Raw genomic sequence first — 17809 nt, 5'->3', positions numbered from 1 at the left:
AGAATTCAATTTTTAACAAAACACATTTTTAGTACCACAAAAGTGTCCATGTTTAGACTTCTTAATACAGAGATAATTAAACTGCAAGGAACAGAAGGTCTTGCTAATTCAATTAAAAGCAAAGAAATTAGAGACAAAAAACAAGCATTCAAGGATACTTATCATATATCAAAAGATAATAAAATTGAACGCATCTTTGATGAATTATGAGATCTAGAAGAATCTAGATGAAGCGAAAATGGTAGATTGGGTAAAATCTACGAACATATCAAAAAAATAGACTCTCCAGAATTTGAAAAATATATAAAAAACAAGCAAGGAAACTTTAGGGTATACAATATACAAGCACAGTTCCGTGAAGATTTAAAGAACAAGAAAATTGGTTAAAACACCCGAGAGGGTGTTTTTTGTATCTTGCTTCTTAGTTCTTTTCGTTACCTAGCTTGAATCTAGAACCTGGACTGCTATAACTACTGCTTTATTCTGCAAGCATCAATAAAATATGCTTAGCACAAATTAATTGCACTAAGCATATCTTATACATTTGAAAGAACCTCAAAACCTCATCTGGTTCATTGAACATATAATATTTTTAAACCTTTAACATTCTTTTGATAAAAGTCTTCAAAGTATTGCTTGGTAAAAAAGAAAGTTCTTCCATAATATAAATTTTTTATTGTCTTTATGTTAAAACGAATGATAAGATTTTCAATGATTTGATAGTCTATATAATCTTGTTCATCCATCTTTTCAACTTTATTGCGGTGTAATTGAAAGTCAAAACCACGAATTCGCATTAGCTTATTAAACAAATAAAAATCCTTATCAGAATTAAATGAAAAAATAATATTAGTGTTTTCTCATTGATTATATTTAATAATATCCTCTAAAGATTTAGCATGTTTGATAACAAAATTACGTGATTTTGGTGTCAAAACTTTTCATATTGGAGGAACAACTCAGTATCCGTTTTCCATATGATTAATTTTTATATATTTAACTTTCATTCTTATTCCAACATATTTAAAAAGTTTGCTATCCCTTGTTCATCATGTGAATTTGTGATAAATGTTGCTTTTGATTTAACATCATCTCGTGCTTGACCCATTGCAACTGAATATTTAGCAACTTCAAACATCGAAACATCATTATCTTCATCACCAAATACCAATGTTTTATTTAAATCGATGTTATATTTATCTGCTAAAATCTGCAAACTTTTTCCTTTAGAATTATTGATTGGCATAATATCATAAACATGTACTTGCGAGTTGATAATATATACATTGTCAATCTTTGAAATTTTCATCGCTGAAATATCAGTATTTTCAGCTGTACTATCACGCTTGATAACTAAGAACTTTAAAATATCATGTTCATCTGTGTTAAAGTTTGAATTTTGATGATTTAAATCATAATAGTCGAATGCAAATTGATTTTCTTTTTTGCGTTTAGCAATTGTGTCTTCTAATCAAGCAAATCAACTTGGTTTGCTTGCATTTTTATGAAAACCATAAATTTGATTACATGTATACACCAAAAATACTACACCTGATGCTATCAATGCTTCAAAAACTGCCTTAGCAGATGCTTTATTTATAGGATTTTTATAAACAATTTGATCATTTTGAAAATCGTAAATAAGTGAACCATTGCAGCAAATTGCAGGATAATCGCAATCTAAATTAAAAAACTCTTCTTTAGCTAAATAATGTGGTCTTCCTGTGATAACTGAGTATTTTTTACCAAGACTTCGCATTCTCTGGATGCCTTGATATGATTGTGGTGTAATATTTTTGTGTGAATCAAGTAAGGTTCCATCTAAATCAAAAAACAAATACTCAAAATCACTATTTTTTAATTTGTCCATAATATGCATTTGGTCCATGTTTGCGAAAGTGATGCTTGTTTTGTAAAGTCTGATTTGCAGGACCTTTATCGGGAACTAAAATTAAAGTGTGTAATGCCATTTTAGCAACTTCTTCCAAGGTAAGTGCTAAATTAACTGCATCTTTTGGATTTTTAATCGATCAAACAAATGGACCATGCTCTTTAACCAAGGTCGCACTAGTAGATTCAAAACTTATGTTGTTTTTAGTGAAATGTTCGATGATAACTAACCCTGTATTATGCTCATATGCACCATTTATTTCATCATCTGTTAGTTCTCGGGTGCAAGGAACGGAACCATAAAAATTATCAGCATGAGTAGTTCCAAAACACTTAATTTCCTTACCTGCTTGTGCAAAACCAACAGCATAAGGTGAATGGGTGTGAACGATACCTTTGATATTCTTATTTGCTTTATATAATAAAGTATGAGTAGGAGTATCTGATGATGGATTAAGTTTAGAATCTATTACATTATTATCCATATCAACCACTACCATATCATCGGCACTCATAGTTTCATATGAAACACCCGATGGCTTGATTACCATATATTTGCGATCTTCTGTTATTCCCGAAACATTTCCTCAGGTATGAATTGCGAGCTTATATTGATATAATAACATATTAGCTTGATAAACTTCTTGTTTAAGTTTTTGAATTTCGGCTTTATTCACCATTTGCTTCCTTTCATTGCATTTGATAAAATGCTTTTGCTTGTTTTAGCAATTCAATGTTTTCTATAGCAGTTTCATCTGGGTGGTTTTTTGATCACATTTCAATTAAAATCGGAACATTTAAGTCGTTTTTAGTTAACTGCTTTAATGAATGTACAAAATCAACACTTCCTTGTCCTCATGGAACTTCTTTGAATTTATTAGGTAAGGTGTCTTTAAAATGAAAACCAACGATTTTATCTGCACCCAAAAAGATTTCATTTTCTATATCTTTGGTAAATTGATTTAAGTTTCCTAAATCAGGATATATATAAAAATTAGGTGCATCGATTTGTTTTAAGAATGCTAAACATTTTGAAATAGTTCCTGCAAATGGTGTATCCATTGTTTCAAAAGCAACTGTTACAGAATATTTTGATGCAAGTTTAGCAACCTTTTTCATCCCTGCGATAAATCATTGCTTGGTTTGTTCATCCGAATCTTCATAATAAACATCGTAGGCAGCTAATTGAATAGTTCGAATACCAAGTTTTTTAGCCAAAATTAATGCTTTTTCCATTATCAGCAAGGCATGTTCACGAATTTTTAAATCATGTGATCCGAAAGGAAATTTACGGTGTGCTGACAAACACATTGAATTAAAGTAAAAATCTTTTTCTATCAAAAGTTTTCTTAATTCATTGATTTGTGTATTATTTCAATCTAATCTTTCAAGACGAAAATCTGATTCATCGACACTGAATTCAATAAAATCAAATCCTGCTGCCTTGGCAATATCGATTTTTTGACTTCAATCAAATTTATTATTGATTGCTTTTTCATAAATACCTAAAAAACGGGTTTTAGTTTCAGTATTTTTTAAATTCATCTTTGAATTCCTTTGCTGCTTGCTGTGGATCTTCAGCATCGCGAATCGATCTTCCAGCAATGAAAATGTATACTGGAATACCTTTAAAGAGTTTAATATCTTCAACTGTTACACCCCCTGTAACAGTTACTTTAAACCCCATATTAGCAAGTTTTGCGACTGTATCAATGTCTTTTTGACCTCATTTAACTCCAGCGGCTTGAGCATCACGGGCACGGTGTCAGACTATTTGTGGAACACCTGATGCTTGTCATGCCTCAACTTGATCCCATCTGAAGTTAGTAGTCATTTCAACTTGTATTTCTTTTTTAGTATCGAAAGTTTGTGAATATTTAACTAAATCAGCCATTGTTGCATTTTCAGCAGCACATATTGCAGTTGTAAAGTCTGCGCCTAATTCGAAGAACATTTTTGCAAATACTCTTCCTGCATCAGCAATTTTTCCATCAGCGACAATAATTTTATCTGGGAATGCTTTTTTGATTTCTGAAATAGCTTTTTTTCCTTCGGAAGCTAATAAAATAGTTCCAACTTCGATTACATCTATGTATTTTGCAGCTTTTGATGCTGACTCGATTGCTTCTTTAATTGTTAAGTTATCTAATGCGATTTGTAGTAGTGGTAATGCCATATTTTCCTTTATGCTTGTGCATCTATTTTGCTAATAATATCGATGACTTCTTGATTACTTTTTGCATTCATAATTGCTTCAATATTTGAATCTTGTTCAAAAATTCTAACAATTTGTGGTAATGCTTCTGATGTATGAACATCAGCTGATGTTGCTGCTAAAGCAACTAATAATGAAACTGGACGCTCGTCATTTTCAAAGTAAACTGGTTGTTTTAAAGTTACTAATGAAAATGAATTTTGTAAAACTCCAGCTTCGCTTTGGGCATGAGGGATTGCAAGATGGTTTGCAATAATATAATATGGTCCATATTTTAAGGTACTTTCAATCACAGCATCGTAGTATCTTGGTTCAACAAGCTTTTTATCAATTAAAGGTTTAATTGATAAATAAACTGCTTCTTTTCAGTCTTTTGCATGTAAACCTACATTAACTGTTTGATATTTTTTAAGTATTTCTAATAAATTAATTTTTTCCATAATTATAAACCTAGTGCTTTTTTAAGAGCTTCTCTAATTTCGTTTTCATCCATCAAATTTGTAACACCAACAATTTTTGCACGTTGGTTGTGATTAAACATTTCTGAAAGATGTTTTGATGAAATAATAATATCTACAGAATTTGTCATTCCTGTTGATTGGCCCATTGATAAAGCATCAACAGTTGCGCTTACTCCAAGTTCTTTCATAATTTTTTGAACTTTAAGTTTAATTATCATGCTAGTTCCCATTCCATTACCACATGCTGCGATAATTTTAAGTGTTTCCATAAGTATCTCCTAAATAATATAATAATATGTTTTTTACCTATATCATAGATAAAAAGATGTTTTTTTGAAAAAAGATTAGCACAAGGCTAATCTTAGTAAATTAGCTGTTAACTAATTTTGGTTGTAACTTAAGTATTTTTTGTAAAAATGTTTTTTTGGTTTGTGATCCATTATCTACAATTTGTCCTAATGCCAATAATCCAATTATTGCTAATATAACTAAAATTCAGGCAAGGATGAAATTATATGAAGAAATTCACATTAATAAACCAAAGAATAAGTTTCAGTCTGCCATACCAATATAACCATTTGCAACAGGTGAAACAAAACCACTTTTATCTATACCATCAGCAAATTGTGAGTGTTGTGTAATAATTGATTGGTATGAATTATCAATTGCTCTTGTCGCAATCGAAATAATTACAATTTCCAAGAAACCAAAGATTCCAGGAAGAAGTAATGCGGCTCTTCATCCACCTGATGCATTTGCATATACACCCAATGATCCCGAGTTAAAGAATAAGGTGATAAATAATGGTATTGCAATATTAAAGAATTTTTGGTTCGGAATTGCTGATAAGCCACCAATAATTGCTACTGCGATAAATTGCCCAATTACCCCTGAAATAAATCCAAATGTAACAGAGTTGATTGAAAATCCATAAACTGCAGCTACATCGACAGCTACAACTGCACCAGGAATTATTTTTTCGCTAATTCCATGGAATGATTGTTGTAGTTCTGTAATGAACATTCTAACACCAGTAATAATTGCAACTAATGATGCAACTATTTTCAATGCTCCACCAAGGATATTTAATCCAAAGTTAGCACCACCAAATGAATTGTTTCATATTGCATAATTTGAGGTAAATTTAATGTGATCTGGAGCGATAACACTAAACGGATTAACAGATAACAATACAATAAATAATACTAAGAATAATAGCAAGATAATAATTGTTTGTGTGAAAATGTTATCTTCAAAGATTTTAAGGTATGAAGGAAGTTTTTTGTTTTCAGCTGAATCTTCTTTTTTACCAAAAAATCTACCTAATTTATATGTTGTAGCGATTGCAAGCATTTGTTGGTGTCCAACTGCAAAACCTGCATTTTGTGTTACAGCATTTGTTCCTTTTACAGTTGATGCAGAACCAACTGCTCAGTAAATTCCTAAGAAAATACCTGACATAATTATAATTCCTGCTTGTTCACCTGCCGATAAAGCACCTGTAAAGATACGCATATCTTGGAATAAGATAATGTATAAAATGGTTGTAACAACAGCTGATTGTTGAATCATAACATGTCCTGTTATCATTAAACTATTTGTGTTTGTTCATCTTTTTAATGCTACCATAACAATATTTACAGCAAATCCAAGGATGAATGCAAATGAGATTAATGAAACATAATTATTTCCTAAGAAAGCTTTTTCAAAGAATGTATTTGAACTTGCTAATGCAAAATACGGATCTAATGGTACGATTCCTGCACCTTGACCTATATTTTTAACTCCTTCAAATACGGGTTTAGCTAAGGAAACTAAGGTTCCTGAACCAATTTGTAATAAGATAAATCCAATAACGGTTTTTAAAAATCCGATTACTGATTCACGAAAACCTCTTCCGATGGTTAGATAACCTACAAATGTAAGCGAACCTAATAACAATGCAGGTTGCTTAAAGAAGTTATCCATATAAACTTTGTTAAACATGAAAAGGAAGGCATCACCAGCAGCTTTTGGTGTTCATGGTAACACCTTTGGATCATTTGGTTGTGCTGATTTAACCAACATTGATACTAAAATAATGAAAACATTGATTAAAGCAAATATTGATCACCCAATGATTAATCCTTTCCTTTTCTTAGAGTCAATTTTTTTAATCATATTTGTCCTTAAATAAGGTTATTTTACTTTTAATAGTTTTTTTAATTCTAAGACTCTAGGATTTACTTTAGTAACATCGTATTTTCTTGGTTCATCAAAAGCCAAGATTTCTGCTGGGTTGTTTACTAACATATCTTGAATTGCTTCTTCGCTAACTCCAACTTGTTTAAGAAGCGGAATAAATCTATCGAATAAGTATCCGAGACCAAAAGTTTCTTTACCTCTTTCGGCACCATAGTGTCTTTGATATAACACTCTACCAGCATCTAATGCAAGTGTAATGTGTTTTTGATACCCCTTGTCAACTAAATATTTGATGTTTTCTGCTAATGTTAAATCTGTGTAATATTTAACTCTATCAGGTCCATCAAAACATAAAGTTACCCCAAGTTCTGAAATAATTTTCTCATAGTAAAGTCTGTCAGGATTTTTATTTAAATGTGATAATTGAATTTTTCTTGGATTTGCTCCAAAATCAATTAAATGTTGTGCGGCTTCATATGCCATAGTTCCTAATTGTGTATGTACTAAAATTGGAGCTCCGGTCTCGATACTTGAACGAGCCGCAACCTCTAATGATTTAAGTTCAAGTCTATCAATAGCAGCATATCCTGTACCTGCTTTAATAATTCCTGCCTTTGCATTAGATCTTTTTACAACTGGTCCACTGTAGTTGTATTCATCCATACCAACTTCAATTTCTGCTTTAACCATTTCAACGATATCATCAATTGGTGCTAAAGCTAATCATGAAGCTCCCTTATCATAAAATGCTGCTTTATGAAAACCAGTAGCCATAATAATATGAGCTTTGTTTTTTAAAGCATTCGCTATTTCTAGCATCTTATGAACATCTCTACCTACATTGGGTGGGTCCATAGTAACCATACTTTTACCACCCTTTGCAATGTATTCATCCATTTCTTTTAATGCTGCATCGACTGAGAGCATAACAAAGTCTGGATGTTCGTGTGCTTCAGGACCATAATTTTTAATTAAATGATCATGGCAATCCACAACACCTAATTCTTTAGGATCAATATCACCTAAAACTGTTCTTGCGAATTTTTTCATTTATTCTCCTTTTAATATTATGAAATGTATTTTTATCATAAAACATTTTTTCATTTATTCTTGTAAAATATATTTATTTTAGTTTAAAAATATCTAAATACGGAAAAAATTGCGTATTTTTTCCATAAATTATTAAATTCTTGATAAAGCATATTTAAAAAATTTACAAAATGAAAAAAATAAATTTTTATTTTGTAGTGCTGTAAAAGTAATAAATTTCTTTTTCAACTGTATATAAGGGAGAAAAGTTAGATAAAATTTGTAAATTATGTTCCTAAAATATATAAGTTTTTATCTTTATTTATGAAATTAATTTCATAAATAAAGATAATTTATTAATTTTTTCTTTTTTTTATTTCCTTACAGTGAAGACAAACTTACACAAAAAAACAACTATATCAACAAACAAATACAATTTATAAGTGTAAAATAAATATTTTGATATAATCAAAACCAGAAAGGAAATAAATGGTAAAAGTAGAAAATACAAGAAATTCATCAATGCTTTTAAAAGCTGTTTTTAAAGGTGACGGTTATCCAAAAACCTTAGTTGAAAAAGAATCGGTTGTAACTGAATACTTTGACAGCAATGAAGCATTAGTTTATTTTGGAACAGAAGAAAAATATGACTATAATGTAGTCTCAAAATTCGCTAAGGGATTATTCGCATCACAAGTTCGCAACTTACAAATTGATCTCGATTCATTTGTTCGTGGAAAGGTTTGTATCCCTTGTGTTGTAGATGCGTTTACAAATGCATATAAATATGTAAATGCAGATATTTACAATGCAAAAACTTCTAAAAAACCAGAAAAATTTGCAGTAAGTTTTTTATCAACAACAGAGCCACAAAGATATGAACACAAACTTTATAGCGCAAATGTTTTAGCAGATGCAGTTAATTACGCAAGAAACTTACAAATTATACCACCTAACATTTGTAACTCTGAATATTTAGCTAAAACTGTTGTTGAAGATTTAACTAAATATGACAATTTAAAAGTAACAGTATTAAACAAAGCACAAATCCAAGAACTTGGAATGGGATTACTTCTTTCTGTTAATCGTGGAAGTATGTATGAACCTAGAGTTGTTGTGATTGAATATAACGGGAATCCAGATTCAAAAGCCAAAACAGTTTATGTAGGAAAAGGAATTACCTTTGATTCAGGTGGATATTCACTAAAGCCAAGTCGTTCAATGCTTGGAATGAAATTTGATATGTCTGGTTCTGTATTTGTAGCAAGTGCATTGAAAGCAATCGCTCAATTAAAACCTAAAACCAATGTTGCTGCTGTAATGTGTATTACAGATAACCGAGTAAATGGTGATGCATCATTACCTGATTCGGTATGAACCAGTATGAATGGAAAAACTGTTGAAATTAATAATACCGATGCCGAGGGAAGATTAGTAATGGCAGATGGGTTAACATATGCAGTTAGAAATCTGAAAGCAACAAGACTTGTGGATGTTGCAACTTTAACTGGAGCAATCCTTGTTTCGCTCGGAAGTACCTATACCGGAGTTTGAGCAACAACTGATAAAGCATGAGATGATTTAAAGGATGCGGCAGAATCTCAACATGAACTAGTATGAAGAATGCCTCTTGATGAAGCATTTGCTAAGGAAATTAAAAATTCAGTTGTAGCTGACCTTAAAAACACTGACTTATCTGGTGCAGGTGGTGGAAGTTGTTCAGCAGCAATGTTTTTAAAAGAATTTACCGAAGGGATTGAATATATTCATTTAGATGTTGCTGGGACAGCAGAACAAGGTGGAAAACCAACTGGTGCAATGGTTAAAACATTAGTTCAACTAGCGCTTAATGCAACTGAGTAATTAAAAAACCATCAATTATGATGGTTTTATTTTGCTCTATATAAAAAGTATAAAAGGGACCTTAAAAAAAGTTGTGTATTCATAACTGAGTTATCTTCACAAAAAAAGATTTTTTAAAAAAATATTAAAAAAAGAGTGAAACTCCTTTAAAATTGTAAGTGAAATAAAACAAAGGAGAACACATAACAGATATTATATCAAAAAATTTGTTAATTTCAGAAAAGATTAATGAAATAAAAGAAAATGGGTTTAAATTCGTAGCAGAATTTTCAAGAGATATCATTACTAATATAATGAATGCAATCTTAAAAGAAGAGTTTGATGAGAACTTAAAATTTGAATTTGAAAATTCTAAATATGAAAAAAAAATACACGGAATGGTTATTATACAAGAGCACTAGATACACCGATTGGAAAAGCATTGCTAAATGTTCCAAGAGATAGAGCAGGAAGAATTAAAAGTAAATTATTTACCAGATATAGTCGGAGAAGCGATGATCTTACTCAGATGATAATGTCTTTTTGCAAACTAGGTGGTTCTTATAAAGAAATCACTGATTTCATTGAGAATTCTACAGACATAAAAATGTCAAGACAAACAATTTCTAATATCTTTACTACTACAAAGGAAAAGGTAGATGAATTCCAAAATAGAAAGCTACCAAAGAAATTTCAAGCAATTTTTCTTGATTCTTCTTATTTTTCCATCAAACGAGGAAGTTATGCAAAAGAAGCTATAAATATCGTTATGGGAATTGACGAAAATGGCTATAAGCAAGTGCTAAACTTTGAAATTTGTCCAAATGAAAACAAAGGAATTTTTAGAGAATTATTACTAAAAATTAAGGAACAAGGTGTAGAAGAAGTTGAAATTTTTGTCTTTGACGGCTTACCTGGTTTAGAAAATGTTGTAAATGAAATTTTTCCAAAATCTAAGACTCAAAGATGTCTTGTACACATTCAAAGAAATATTGTGTCTAAAGTAAGGGTTTCAGATCGTAAAGAAATTTCTAATGATTTTATGTTAATTGCCAAACGAAGTAATAAAACTGAAGCACAAAAAGAACTAGAAAACTTTGTATCAAAATGAACCATAAAAGGTTACAAAAAAGAAGTCTCATATCTTTTGCAAATGCAAAATTTATTAACATTTTTTGATTTTCCACCTGAAAAGCGTAAATCTATTTATACAACAAATCCAATTGAATCCTTAAACTCGAATATGAAATTGATTTTAAAAAGAAAGGTTTCATTTCCTAATACGGAAAGTTTATCATTGCTTTTAGCACATATTTTTGATAACTGAAATATTGACAGAAGTCTTAGAACAACAAACGGATTTAGAAATATTGGTTAAACTTCAATTTGGCATTGAAAAACCTGCAAAGTATAAAGCAAAAGAACAAAAGATTACTTTTGTTCACTTTATTTTGCGGGTTTTTCAAAAAAAATTTTTAAATTTTCTGATAAGATGCTATTATATATACAACTTACCTTTTTTATAGGATATAACTTAGATTTTTATTAAAATACACAAGAATTTTTATAATGTCGTATAAAAAAATGGCGATCACGAGAGGATTCGAACCTCTGACCACAAGCTTAGAAGGCTCGTGCTCTGTCCATCTGAGCTACGCGACCACTAGTATTTATTTTATCATAATTTGATTGTAATTTAAATTATTTGATTATATTTTATAATTTTTTGTTCATGTTTTTTCAGCTATTTTCATAATTATTATTTTTCTTCTCTTTTCAATAATTCTTATTATATTGAATATCATTTTTAATACAAAATAATTATGTGTATAAACATAATTATAATTGAAAATTAATATATCAAAGCATACTTCTAATATTTATGATAACTTATTGTTGATACACAATATAATTAGCTTCAATTATGAATGAATATAAAATATCTTGATGAAAATGAAAATGTAAGTATTAACCAAAATATCTCAAACGATAATACAATTGAGTTTTATGAATATCTAAAAGATTTATATCTAAATACTACTAATAAACCAAAATTATCTATAATAAAAATAGCATAATTTCTGCTATTTTACATGCACTATAATTTGTCAAATAATTATTCCTACAATTACGATTAAAAGCAAAATTGAAATAATTGAAATTACATATATTCAAGTATTTCTACGATATTTTTTTATTGCTTCTTTAGGTAATGTATTTTCTTTAATAATTGAATTTACTAATGTAGTATATTGAAGATCTATTTTATCTTTGGTGTCTGTATTTATATTTGTTTGTTTTTTACTCATTTTTTTCTAATTCTACCATCACAGATACTGCAAATGCTTCTGGACCAGTATGTGCTGCAATAGGTAATGGAGTTGTTATTTGTGTGCTTGCCTTAATAAATTGATCAGATGTAATTGCTTGATTAACTTCATCATTAACACCTGAAATTAAATCTACATAATATTTAGCATTTTTATCTATGTTTTTTAAACTATCTATAAACTCATTAACTAAATCAAATGCCTTAGCAGTAGCATTTTTAAAGTTTCATTTTGTTGCCACTGATTTAACTTTACCTTCTTCGTTATAGCTTAATACAGGGTATACTTTTAATTTAGATAAAAGAAATTTTTTAATACCAGACAACCTACCACCATTAATTAAATATTCTAAACGATAAGGAACAATAAATGTTCTTGATGTTTCATTAATATTATTTAATGTTTCAAAAAGTTGGTTAATGCTCGCACCGTTTTCATACATTTTTTTAAGATGTGCAACTGTTCGAACAATTTGATTACCAAACAAGTGATTTTCCATTATATGCACATTTGACAGTTCCATTGAAATACTACGAGCTTGCATAAAAGTGTTAGACAAATGCTGTGAGATACCTAAATAAATCACATCATCATAGTTTTTTGCTGCATCTTGAATGATTCGAGTCATCTTGTCTATTTTTGGTAATGAAGTTTTAATTTTAGATGTAACCGATATCTTTTTTAGTATTTCTAGATTTGATACATATCCATCTTCAAAACTTTCTCCATCGATTTCTACTTGTAAAGGTAAAAATTTATAACCTAGTTCATCTGCTTGTGCAACTGATAAACCAGAAAAAGAATCTACTATTATTCCCAATCTTTTCATATGATAATTATATTTAAAAAATATAAAGATATAAAAACAAATTTAAAAATTTTGAGCAAATGAAATATGAATAAATTTATGATAAAAATATATAATATCAAAGATGAAATTTAGTGAGCAGAAAATCAAAAATTGACATTCTTTTTATTATAACGAAGGAATTGAAATAATTTCACTTCCTGATTTTTTCAATCATATAAGGCTTGCTAATTCTAATCCTGAATATAAAGTAAAAGCAACTAATTTAGGTATCGAATTTAACTGTGATAATCCTTTTTCAATGCATTGTTTTAACATATATACACTAATAGCAATTACCAAGAGTTTGTTGATAAATATTAAAAAGCGCAATAAAACTCTTTTGTTAGGACACTCTGAAGGTATTGATGCAAAAATATATGAGTTATTTAAGCGATCTTTTTCACATAAAAGCATAAAGCTACTCGAATATAATACTAATGTTATAAATGAATTTATTATTATAAACACAACATTAGGTATTGATGTTGATTATTATATTTATTTATATAAAAATCCATTTAATAATAATTACTACATTAAAATTTATCATGATTTATTTTTAATTTCTGTAAACGAACAAAAGCAACTGTTAAATAATGTTTTTGAATTTGATAAACAAATTATATTGCATAATTTTTATAATTTGTTTATCTTAAAAATAGATAAATTTTTATCTTTTTACAAATTAAAACTTGAAAATCAAAAACATCTTTTCCTTGAAAATCAAATTGATCGCAATAATTTAAATATTAAAATTGCTATAAACAATCCTGCTGATAACAATATCTTACAGAGTTTGCTAAATTCGCTAGGTTTTAATGTAAAAGAAGCTTCAAATCTAAGAATCCAAGAACGAAGTAAAAATTTATTTTGAATTTTTTTTAAATGAAACCTTTTTTCCTATCAAAAATCTAAAACTGATTTTCTAATTACTTCTGATAAAAAAAACCGTTATAATTTTTTTTTCAATATTAATGACAGATATATAAAAATAAATAACGAAGAATTAATTTATTTTTATATTAACTATTTCTTTTTACAGTGAAAGAATGAAAATAAACTTCAGCAAAATAAGGTTATAATAACACATAGTGTTAGTAAAAATATCATTAATTTATTAAATAACTTCAATATTCCTTATGAATTTGCTGAAAAATCTGATACTAAAAATGTTTTATTTGCTAATATTTTAGAACATTTTGGTGCAAATAATAATCAAGCATTAGAATTTAGTAATTTACAGTTCATTATCAATATTTGTCAGATGTTGCTTTCTTATAAAAATAACAATAATTTACTTGATTATAAATACTTGAAGATGCGTAATTATTTTATAAATACTATATATATAGTTAAAAAAATCAAAATACCTTTTTTTAAAACAACTAATCTTGCTACATTTTTTGAAGTAAATCAATCCATATCAAGAAATTATCGAATATCTAAAATAGAACAACTAAATGCATATAACACCTATAGTTATGAATTTTTTAACCTTGAAATCCAAAATAAAAAGCAACAGGTTTTCAGTATCTGCATATATTATGATTTTAATCGAGAAAGTTTGATATTTAAGCAAGAACATAATTTTGAATACACACAAATTGAATATTATTTAAATAAATTTAAAGGTTCGCATCTAAACAACATAATCATTAAATATGTAAAGAAATATCTTAATAAACAAAATTAAAGTAAAATATAATAAAGGAGAAATATGATTTCTAAAGTAAAAGGAACAAAGGATTATGATATTGTAGAATATCAAATTAAAGACTTAGTAAACTTGGTATTTTCAGATATATGTGCAAATTATGGTTTTAAAATGATTGAAACACCGATACTTGAAACTTCTGAATTATTCAAACGTTCTGTTAATGAATCAGAAATTGCTAAAAAAGAAATGTATGAATTTTTAGATAAATCAAATCGTTCATTGTGTTTACGTCCTGAAGGAACCGCATCTTTTGTGCGTGCTTTTATTGAAAATAAGTGATATACATTAGTAAATGAAAAATTCGCATACAATATGCCAATGTTTCGCTACGAACAACCACAAAAAGGACGCTATCGACAGTTTTATCAAGCAGGGATTGAATTTGTTGGTCCTAAATCATATTTAAAAGACTTCTTAATTGTGCAAGTTGCTATTGATATTTTAGAAGCATTAGATATAAAATATGTGCTTAAAATTAACTCAATTGGAGATAAACAAACTAGAGCAAATTATGAAAATGCCTTAACTGAATTTTTAACAAAATACCAATCTCAATTAAGCCAGATTTCGCAGCAGCGTCTTAAAGATAAAAAAGTTCTTAGAATTTTAGATGACAAAGTCGATTCTAAACTACCTTTTATGCATAAAGCTCCAAATATTCAAGATTATCTAAGTAAAGAATCGAAGTTATATTTTGAAGAAATTAAAGGTATGCTAGATTTTTATGAGATTGAATATCATATTGCACCTGGACTTGTAAGAGGACTAGATTACTATGATGAATTTGTTTTTGAAATAACAGTAAAATCCGATAAAGCAGGTTCTCAGGACACATTAATCGGTGGTGGTCGTTATTCAAATTTAGTCGCTGAATTAGGTGGTCCAGATGTATCAAGTGTTGGTTTCGGATTTGGAATAGATCGTTGCATTGAATTAATTCGAGAAAATATTATTAAAAATACAGAACCGTTACAACAAATGCAAAATCAAAAAGTCGATATTTATTTTGCTGCATCAGTAAGCAACGAAAATCTAGAAAAACTTTTTCATTTAGCTCACTACGATTTAAATGGATTAACTAATTTTTATCATATGGATTTTCATCTAATGAAATCCAAAAAAATATATGAAAAAGCAAAAAAATTAAATGCAGTTTTTTTAATTACAGATGACAAATTACTACCTCATAACTCTTTTTATATCAAAAATCTTATAACAGGTGATAAAATGCAATTTTATTTAAATAGTGATGGTGTTATTGATTTACTTAAATTTATCAATGATGCAGATGTTTTTGAACCCGAAGTAGTGAGTGATTTTATTGCTCAATATGAAAGTGAAGTATAGTATGAATAAGACAATTAAAAATAATGAGTTAAATATCCACAATATAGGACAGCAAGTAACTTTATATGGTTGAGTTGCAAATAAACGTCGTTTTGGTGAATTAAATTTTGTTGATTTACGTGATAAATACGGTATTACTCAACTGGTTTTTAATCAAGCAATTAACTTTGCAAAAGAAAGTGTTTTAGAAATTACAGGACAAGTTGTTAAACGTAAAGATCCAAATCTTCAAATACCAACAGGGCAAATAGAAGTAGTGGTTTCAGAATATAAAGTTTTATCAACTGCAAAAGAATTACCATTTCAAATCCGAGATGATATCGATGTCAAAGAAGAAATTCGCCTCAAACATAGGTTTTTAGATTTACGGAGACCAATAATGCAAAAAACAATCGCTTTAAGAAATAAAGTGATTTTTGCGATGCGAGAATATTTGCAAAATAACGAATTTTTAGAAATTGAAACACCTATTCTATCTAAAGCAACCCCTGAAGGGGCACGCGATTTTTTAGTTCCCACACGTGATTTAAATTCTTTTTATGCACTGCCACAATCACCACAGCTATTTAAACAACTGTTAATGATTTCGGGTTTTGAAAGATATTTTCAAATTGCTAGATGTTTTCGTGATGAAGATTCAAGAAAAGATCGACAACCAGAATTTACCCAGTTAGATATAGAAACATCTTTTTTGGATGTTGAAATTTTTCAAAGGATAGTTGAAGAAATGTTCCAATATTTAATGAAGAAAGTTATGAATGTTGATATTAAAATACCATTCGATCGTGTCAGTTATGATGATTGCATCAGAAATTATGGTAGTGATAAGCCGGATTTTCGATATGAGCAAAAAATAGTTGATATTAATAGTTTTTGTAATAATTCTAATTTTGATATCATCAAAAATGCTCCTGCAAAAAGACTCTTGAAAATAAATGAAATACTAAACAAAAAACAACTTAAAACATTAGAAGAGATCGCAAAGAAAAATAAGGCAAATGCTTTATTTTACTTGGTGGTAGAGCAAAAAATAGTTACAGCAAGTAATTTTGCTTCAAAAGCAGGCGATTCAGTTGAACAACTCTTAAAAGAGTTTAATTATGCTGATGGAACATATTTAATTGTTGCTAATACCTTTGAAAATGCTTCACAAGCACTTGGTGCGTTGCGGGTAGAACTAAACACCTGATTTAATTGAGCTAGAGATGAATTTAATTTTAAATGAATTACTAAATTTCCAATGTTTGAATATGATGTAGAAAACAACAAATGAGCAGCTGCACACCATCCTTTCACACAATTTGATCACGATTTATCGCAAATCGATGCAATGGATAAATCTGATATAAAAGCTAAAAGTTATGATTTAGTATTAAATGGTTATGAATTAGGTTCGGGTTCTGCACGTATTTATGATAAAGATGTGCAAGAAAAAATGTTTGATTTAATCGGTTTAGATAAGCAGGCACAAGAAAGTAAATTTGGTTTCTTTTTAAAGGCTTTAGATTACGGAGTTCCACCACATTGTGGAATCGGACTCGGTATCGATCGAATCGTTATGATTTTAGCTAATTTAAACACAATACGCGATACAATTGCATTTCCTAAGAATTCTAAGAATCAAGATGTTTTCACTAATGCGCCTTCATCAGTTGAAACTCAACAACTAGATGATTTGTTTTTACAAGTGAAATCAAAATAGTAAATTAATAAATTAAAAATGATTTGTTTTTACTTCTTTTTTTGGTAAAATTAAAGAACTTGTTTTAAAATAAACTTAATATATAATAAAAAGGAAATTTATGCGTAAAGAAGTTAGACTTAAAAACAAAATGATCGCAGAAAAAAGAGCTAAAAAACTTTCTAAAGAATATGCAAGAGATTTAAGAAGAAAAGAAAGATTAGCACAAGCACAATAATTTAACCCAAACGGGTTTTTTTAAA

General features: G+C 28.7%; 19 protein-coding genes and 1 tRNA gene. 8 read left to right on the top strand and 12 right to left on the bottom strand.

All coding sequences use genetic code 4. The features are described from left to right. The coding region (locus ACXYRK_RS01450; RefSeq protein ID WP_458617717.1) for a hypothetical protein at positions 1 to 387 on the top strand (387 nt) is incomplete at its 5' end. A gap of 149 nt (positions 388 to 536) precedes the next feature. Here ACXYRK_RS01450 and ACXYRK_RS01445 read toward each other — a convergent pair. From ACXYRK_RS01445 to ACXYRK_RS01405, 9 genes are all read right to left on the bottom strand, one after another. Further along, entirely contained in the window at positions 537 to 1007 is a 471-nt protein-coding gene (locus ACXYRK_RS01445) for an MPN499 family protein (protein ID WP_458614189.1), read from the bottom strand. Positions 1008 to 1009: 2 nt separating this feature from the next. Next, a complete protein-coding gene (locus ACXYRK_RS01440; RefSeq protein ID WP_458597275.1) occupies positions 1010 to 1870 on the bottom strand; it encodes an HAD family hydrolase in 861 nt (286 codons plus the stop codon). Next, positions 1851 to 2570 (bottom strand): L-ribulose-5-phosphate 4-epimerase, encoded by a 720-nt coding sequence (locus tag ACXYRK_RS01435; protein ID WP_458597274.1) that lies wholly within the window; start codon positions 2568 to 2570, stop codon positions 1851 to 1853. The genes ACXYRK_RS01440 and ACXYRK_RS01435 overlap by 20 nt, the downstream gene beginning before the upstream one ends. Continuing rightward, positions 2560 to 3435 (bottom strand): L-ribulose-5-phosphate 3-epimerase, encoded by an 876-nt coding sequence (locus ACXYRK_RS01430; RefSeq protein WP_458597273.1) that lies wholly within the window; start codon positions 3433 to 3435, stop codon positions 2560 to 2562. The genes ACXYRK_RS01435 and ACXYRK_RS01430 overlap by 11 nt, the downstream gene beginning before the upstream one ends. Next, positions 3410 to 4066 (bottom strand): 3-keto-L-gulonate-6-phosphate decarboxylase UlaD, encoded by a 657-nt coding sequence (locus tag ACXYRK_RS01425; RefSeq protein ID WP_458614190.1) that lies wholly within the window; start codon positions 4064 to 4066, stop codon positions 3410 to 3412. Before ACXYRK_RS01425 ends, ACXYRK_RS01430 begins: the two co-directional genes overlap by 26 nt. An 8-nt stretch (positions 4067 to 4074) precedes the next feature. Next, positions 4075 to 4545 (bottom strand): PTS sugar transporter subunit IIA, encoded by a 471-nt coding sequence (locus ACXYRK_RS01420; protein ID WP_458597271.1) that lies wholly within the window; start codon positions 4543 to 4545, stop codon positions 4075 to 4077. 2 nt (positions 4546 to 4547) lie between these two features. Then, on the bottom strand, positions 4548 to 4835 hold the full coding sequence (locus ACXYRK_RS01415; protein WP_458597270.1) for a PTS sugar transporter subunit IIB: 288 nt from the start codon (positions 4833 to 4835) through the stop codon (positions 4548 to 4550). Between the two features lie 100 nt (positions 4836 to 4935). Next, positions 4936 to 6726: a PTS ascorbate transporter subunit IIC gene (locus ACXYRK_RS01410; RefSeq protein ID WP_458597269.1), complete on the bottom strand. Its 1791-nt coding sequence runs from the start codon at positions 6724 to 6726 to the stop codon at positions 4936 to 4938. An 18-nt stretch (positions 6727 to 6744) separates the two neighbouring features. After that, entirely contained in the window at positions 6745 to 7800 is a 1056-nt protein-coding gene (locus ACXYRK_RS01405; protein WP_458607588.1) for a phospho-furanose lactonase, read from the bottom strand. Between the two features lie 468 nt (positions 7801 to 8268). Between ACXYRK_RS01405 and ACXYRK_RS01400 the strand changes: the two genes are divergently transcribed. The 3 genes from ACXYRK_RS01400 (at position 8269) to ACXYRK_RS01390 (ending at position 10999) form a co-directional block, all read left to right on the top strand. Continuing rightward, positions 8269 to 9642, top strand: coding sequence for a M17 family metallopeptidase (locus ACXYRK_RS01400; protein ID WP_458617715.1), 1374 nt, complete (start codon positions 8269 to 8271; stop codon positions 9640 to 9642). Positions 9643 to 9848: 206 nt separating this feature from the next. Further along, on the top strand, positions 9849 to 10043 hold the full coding sequence (locus ACXYRK_RS01395) for a hypothetical protein (RefSeq protein WP_458617713.1): 195 nt from the start codon (positions 9849 to 9851) through the stop codon (positions 10041 to 10043). A gap of 20 nt (positions 10044 to 10063) precedes the next feature. Then, positions 10064 to 10999: an IS256 family transposase gene (locus ACXYRK_RS01390; RefSeq protein ID WP_458617711.1), complete on the top strand. Its 936-nt coding sequence runs from the start codon at positions 10064 to 10066 to the stop codon at positions 10997 to 10999. A 207-nt stretch (positions 11000 to 11206) separates the two neighbouring features. Here ACXYRK_RS01390 and ACXYRK_RS01385 read toward each other — a convergent pair. Next, a tRNA-Arg gene (locus tag ACXYRK_RS01385) sits at positions 11207 to 11283 on the bottom strand. A gap of 266 nt (positions 11284 to 11549) precedes the next feature. Here ACXYRK_RS01385 and ACXYRK_RS01380 point away from each other — a divergent pair. Then, entirely contained in the window at positions 11550 to 11699 is a 150-nt protein-coding gene (locus ACXYRK_RS01380) for a hypothetical protein (protein ID WP_458597266.1), read from the top strand. A 6-nt stretch (positions 11700 to 11705) separates the two neighbouring features. On the opposite strand, the gene ACXYRK_RS01375 is transcribed toward ACXYRK_RS01380, so the two are convergent. Further along, positions 11706 to 11930 carry a hypothetical protein gene (locus ACXYRK_RS01375; RefSeq protein WP_435130285.1) on the bottom strand — a complete coding sequence of 75 codons (225 nt, stop codon included), beginning with the start codon at positions 11928 to 11930 and terminating at the stop codon, positions 11706 to 11708. Next, entirely contained in the window at positions 11923 to 12780 is an 858-nt protein-coding gene (locus tag ACXYRK_RS01370) for a DegV family protein (RefSeq protein ID WP_458597265.1), read from the bottom strand. The genes ACXYRK_RS01375 and ACXYRK_RS01370 overlap by 8 nt, the downstream gene beginning before the upstream one ends. Positions 12781 to 12883: 103 nt before the next feature. On the opposite strand from ACXYRK_RS01370, the gene ACXYRK_RS01365 reads away from it, so the two are divergent. From ACXYRK_RS01365 to aspS, 3 genes are read left to right on the top strand one after another with little or no spacing between them, the layout of a single operon-like run. Then, complete coding sequence (locus ACXYRK_RS01365) at positions 12884 to 14494, top strand: MAG5620 family putative phospho-sugar mutase (RefSeq protein ID WP_458617709.1); 1611 nt, start codon at positions 12884 to 12886, stop codon at positions 14492 to 14494. Between the two features lie 24 nt (positions 14495 to 14518). Then, entirely contained in the window at positions 14519 to 15865 is a 1347-nt protein-coding gene (gene hisS, locus ACXYRK_RS01360; RefSeq protein WP_458617707.1) for a histidine--tRNA ligase, read from the top strand. A gap of 1 nt (position 15866) precedes the next feature. After that, positions 15867 to 17567, top strand: coding sequence for an aspartate--tRNA ligase (gene aspS, locus ACXYRK_RS01355; RefSeq protein WP_458617705.1), 1701 nt, complete (start codon positions 15867 to 15869; stop codon positions 17565 to 17567). Positions 17568 to 17809: the final 242 nt, after the last annotated feature.

The sequence above is a fragment of the Mycoplasma sp. AC1221 genome, from assembly GCF_054353815.1.
Note: the sequence above shows the minus strand (reverse complement) of the source record. Positions and strands in the feature narration are given on the sequence as shown.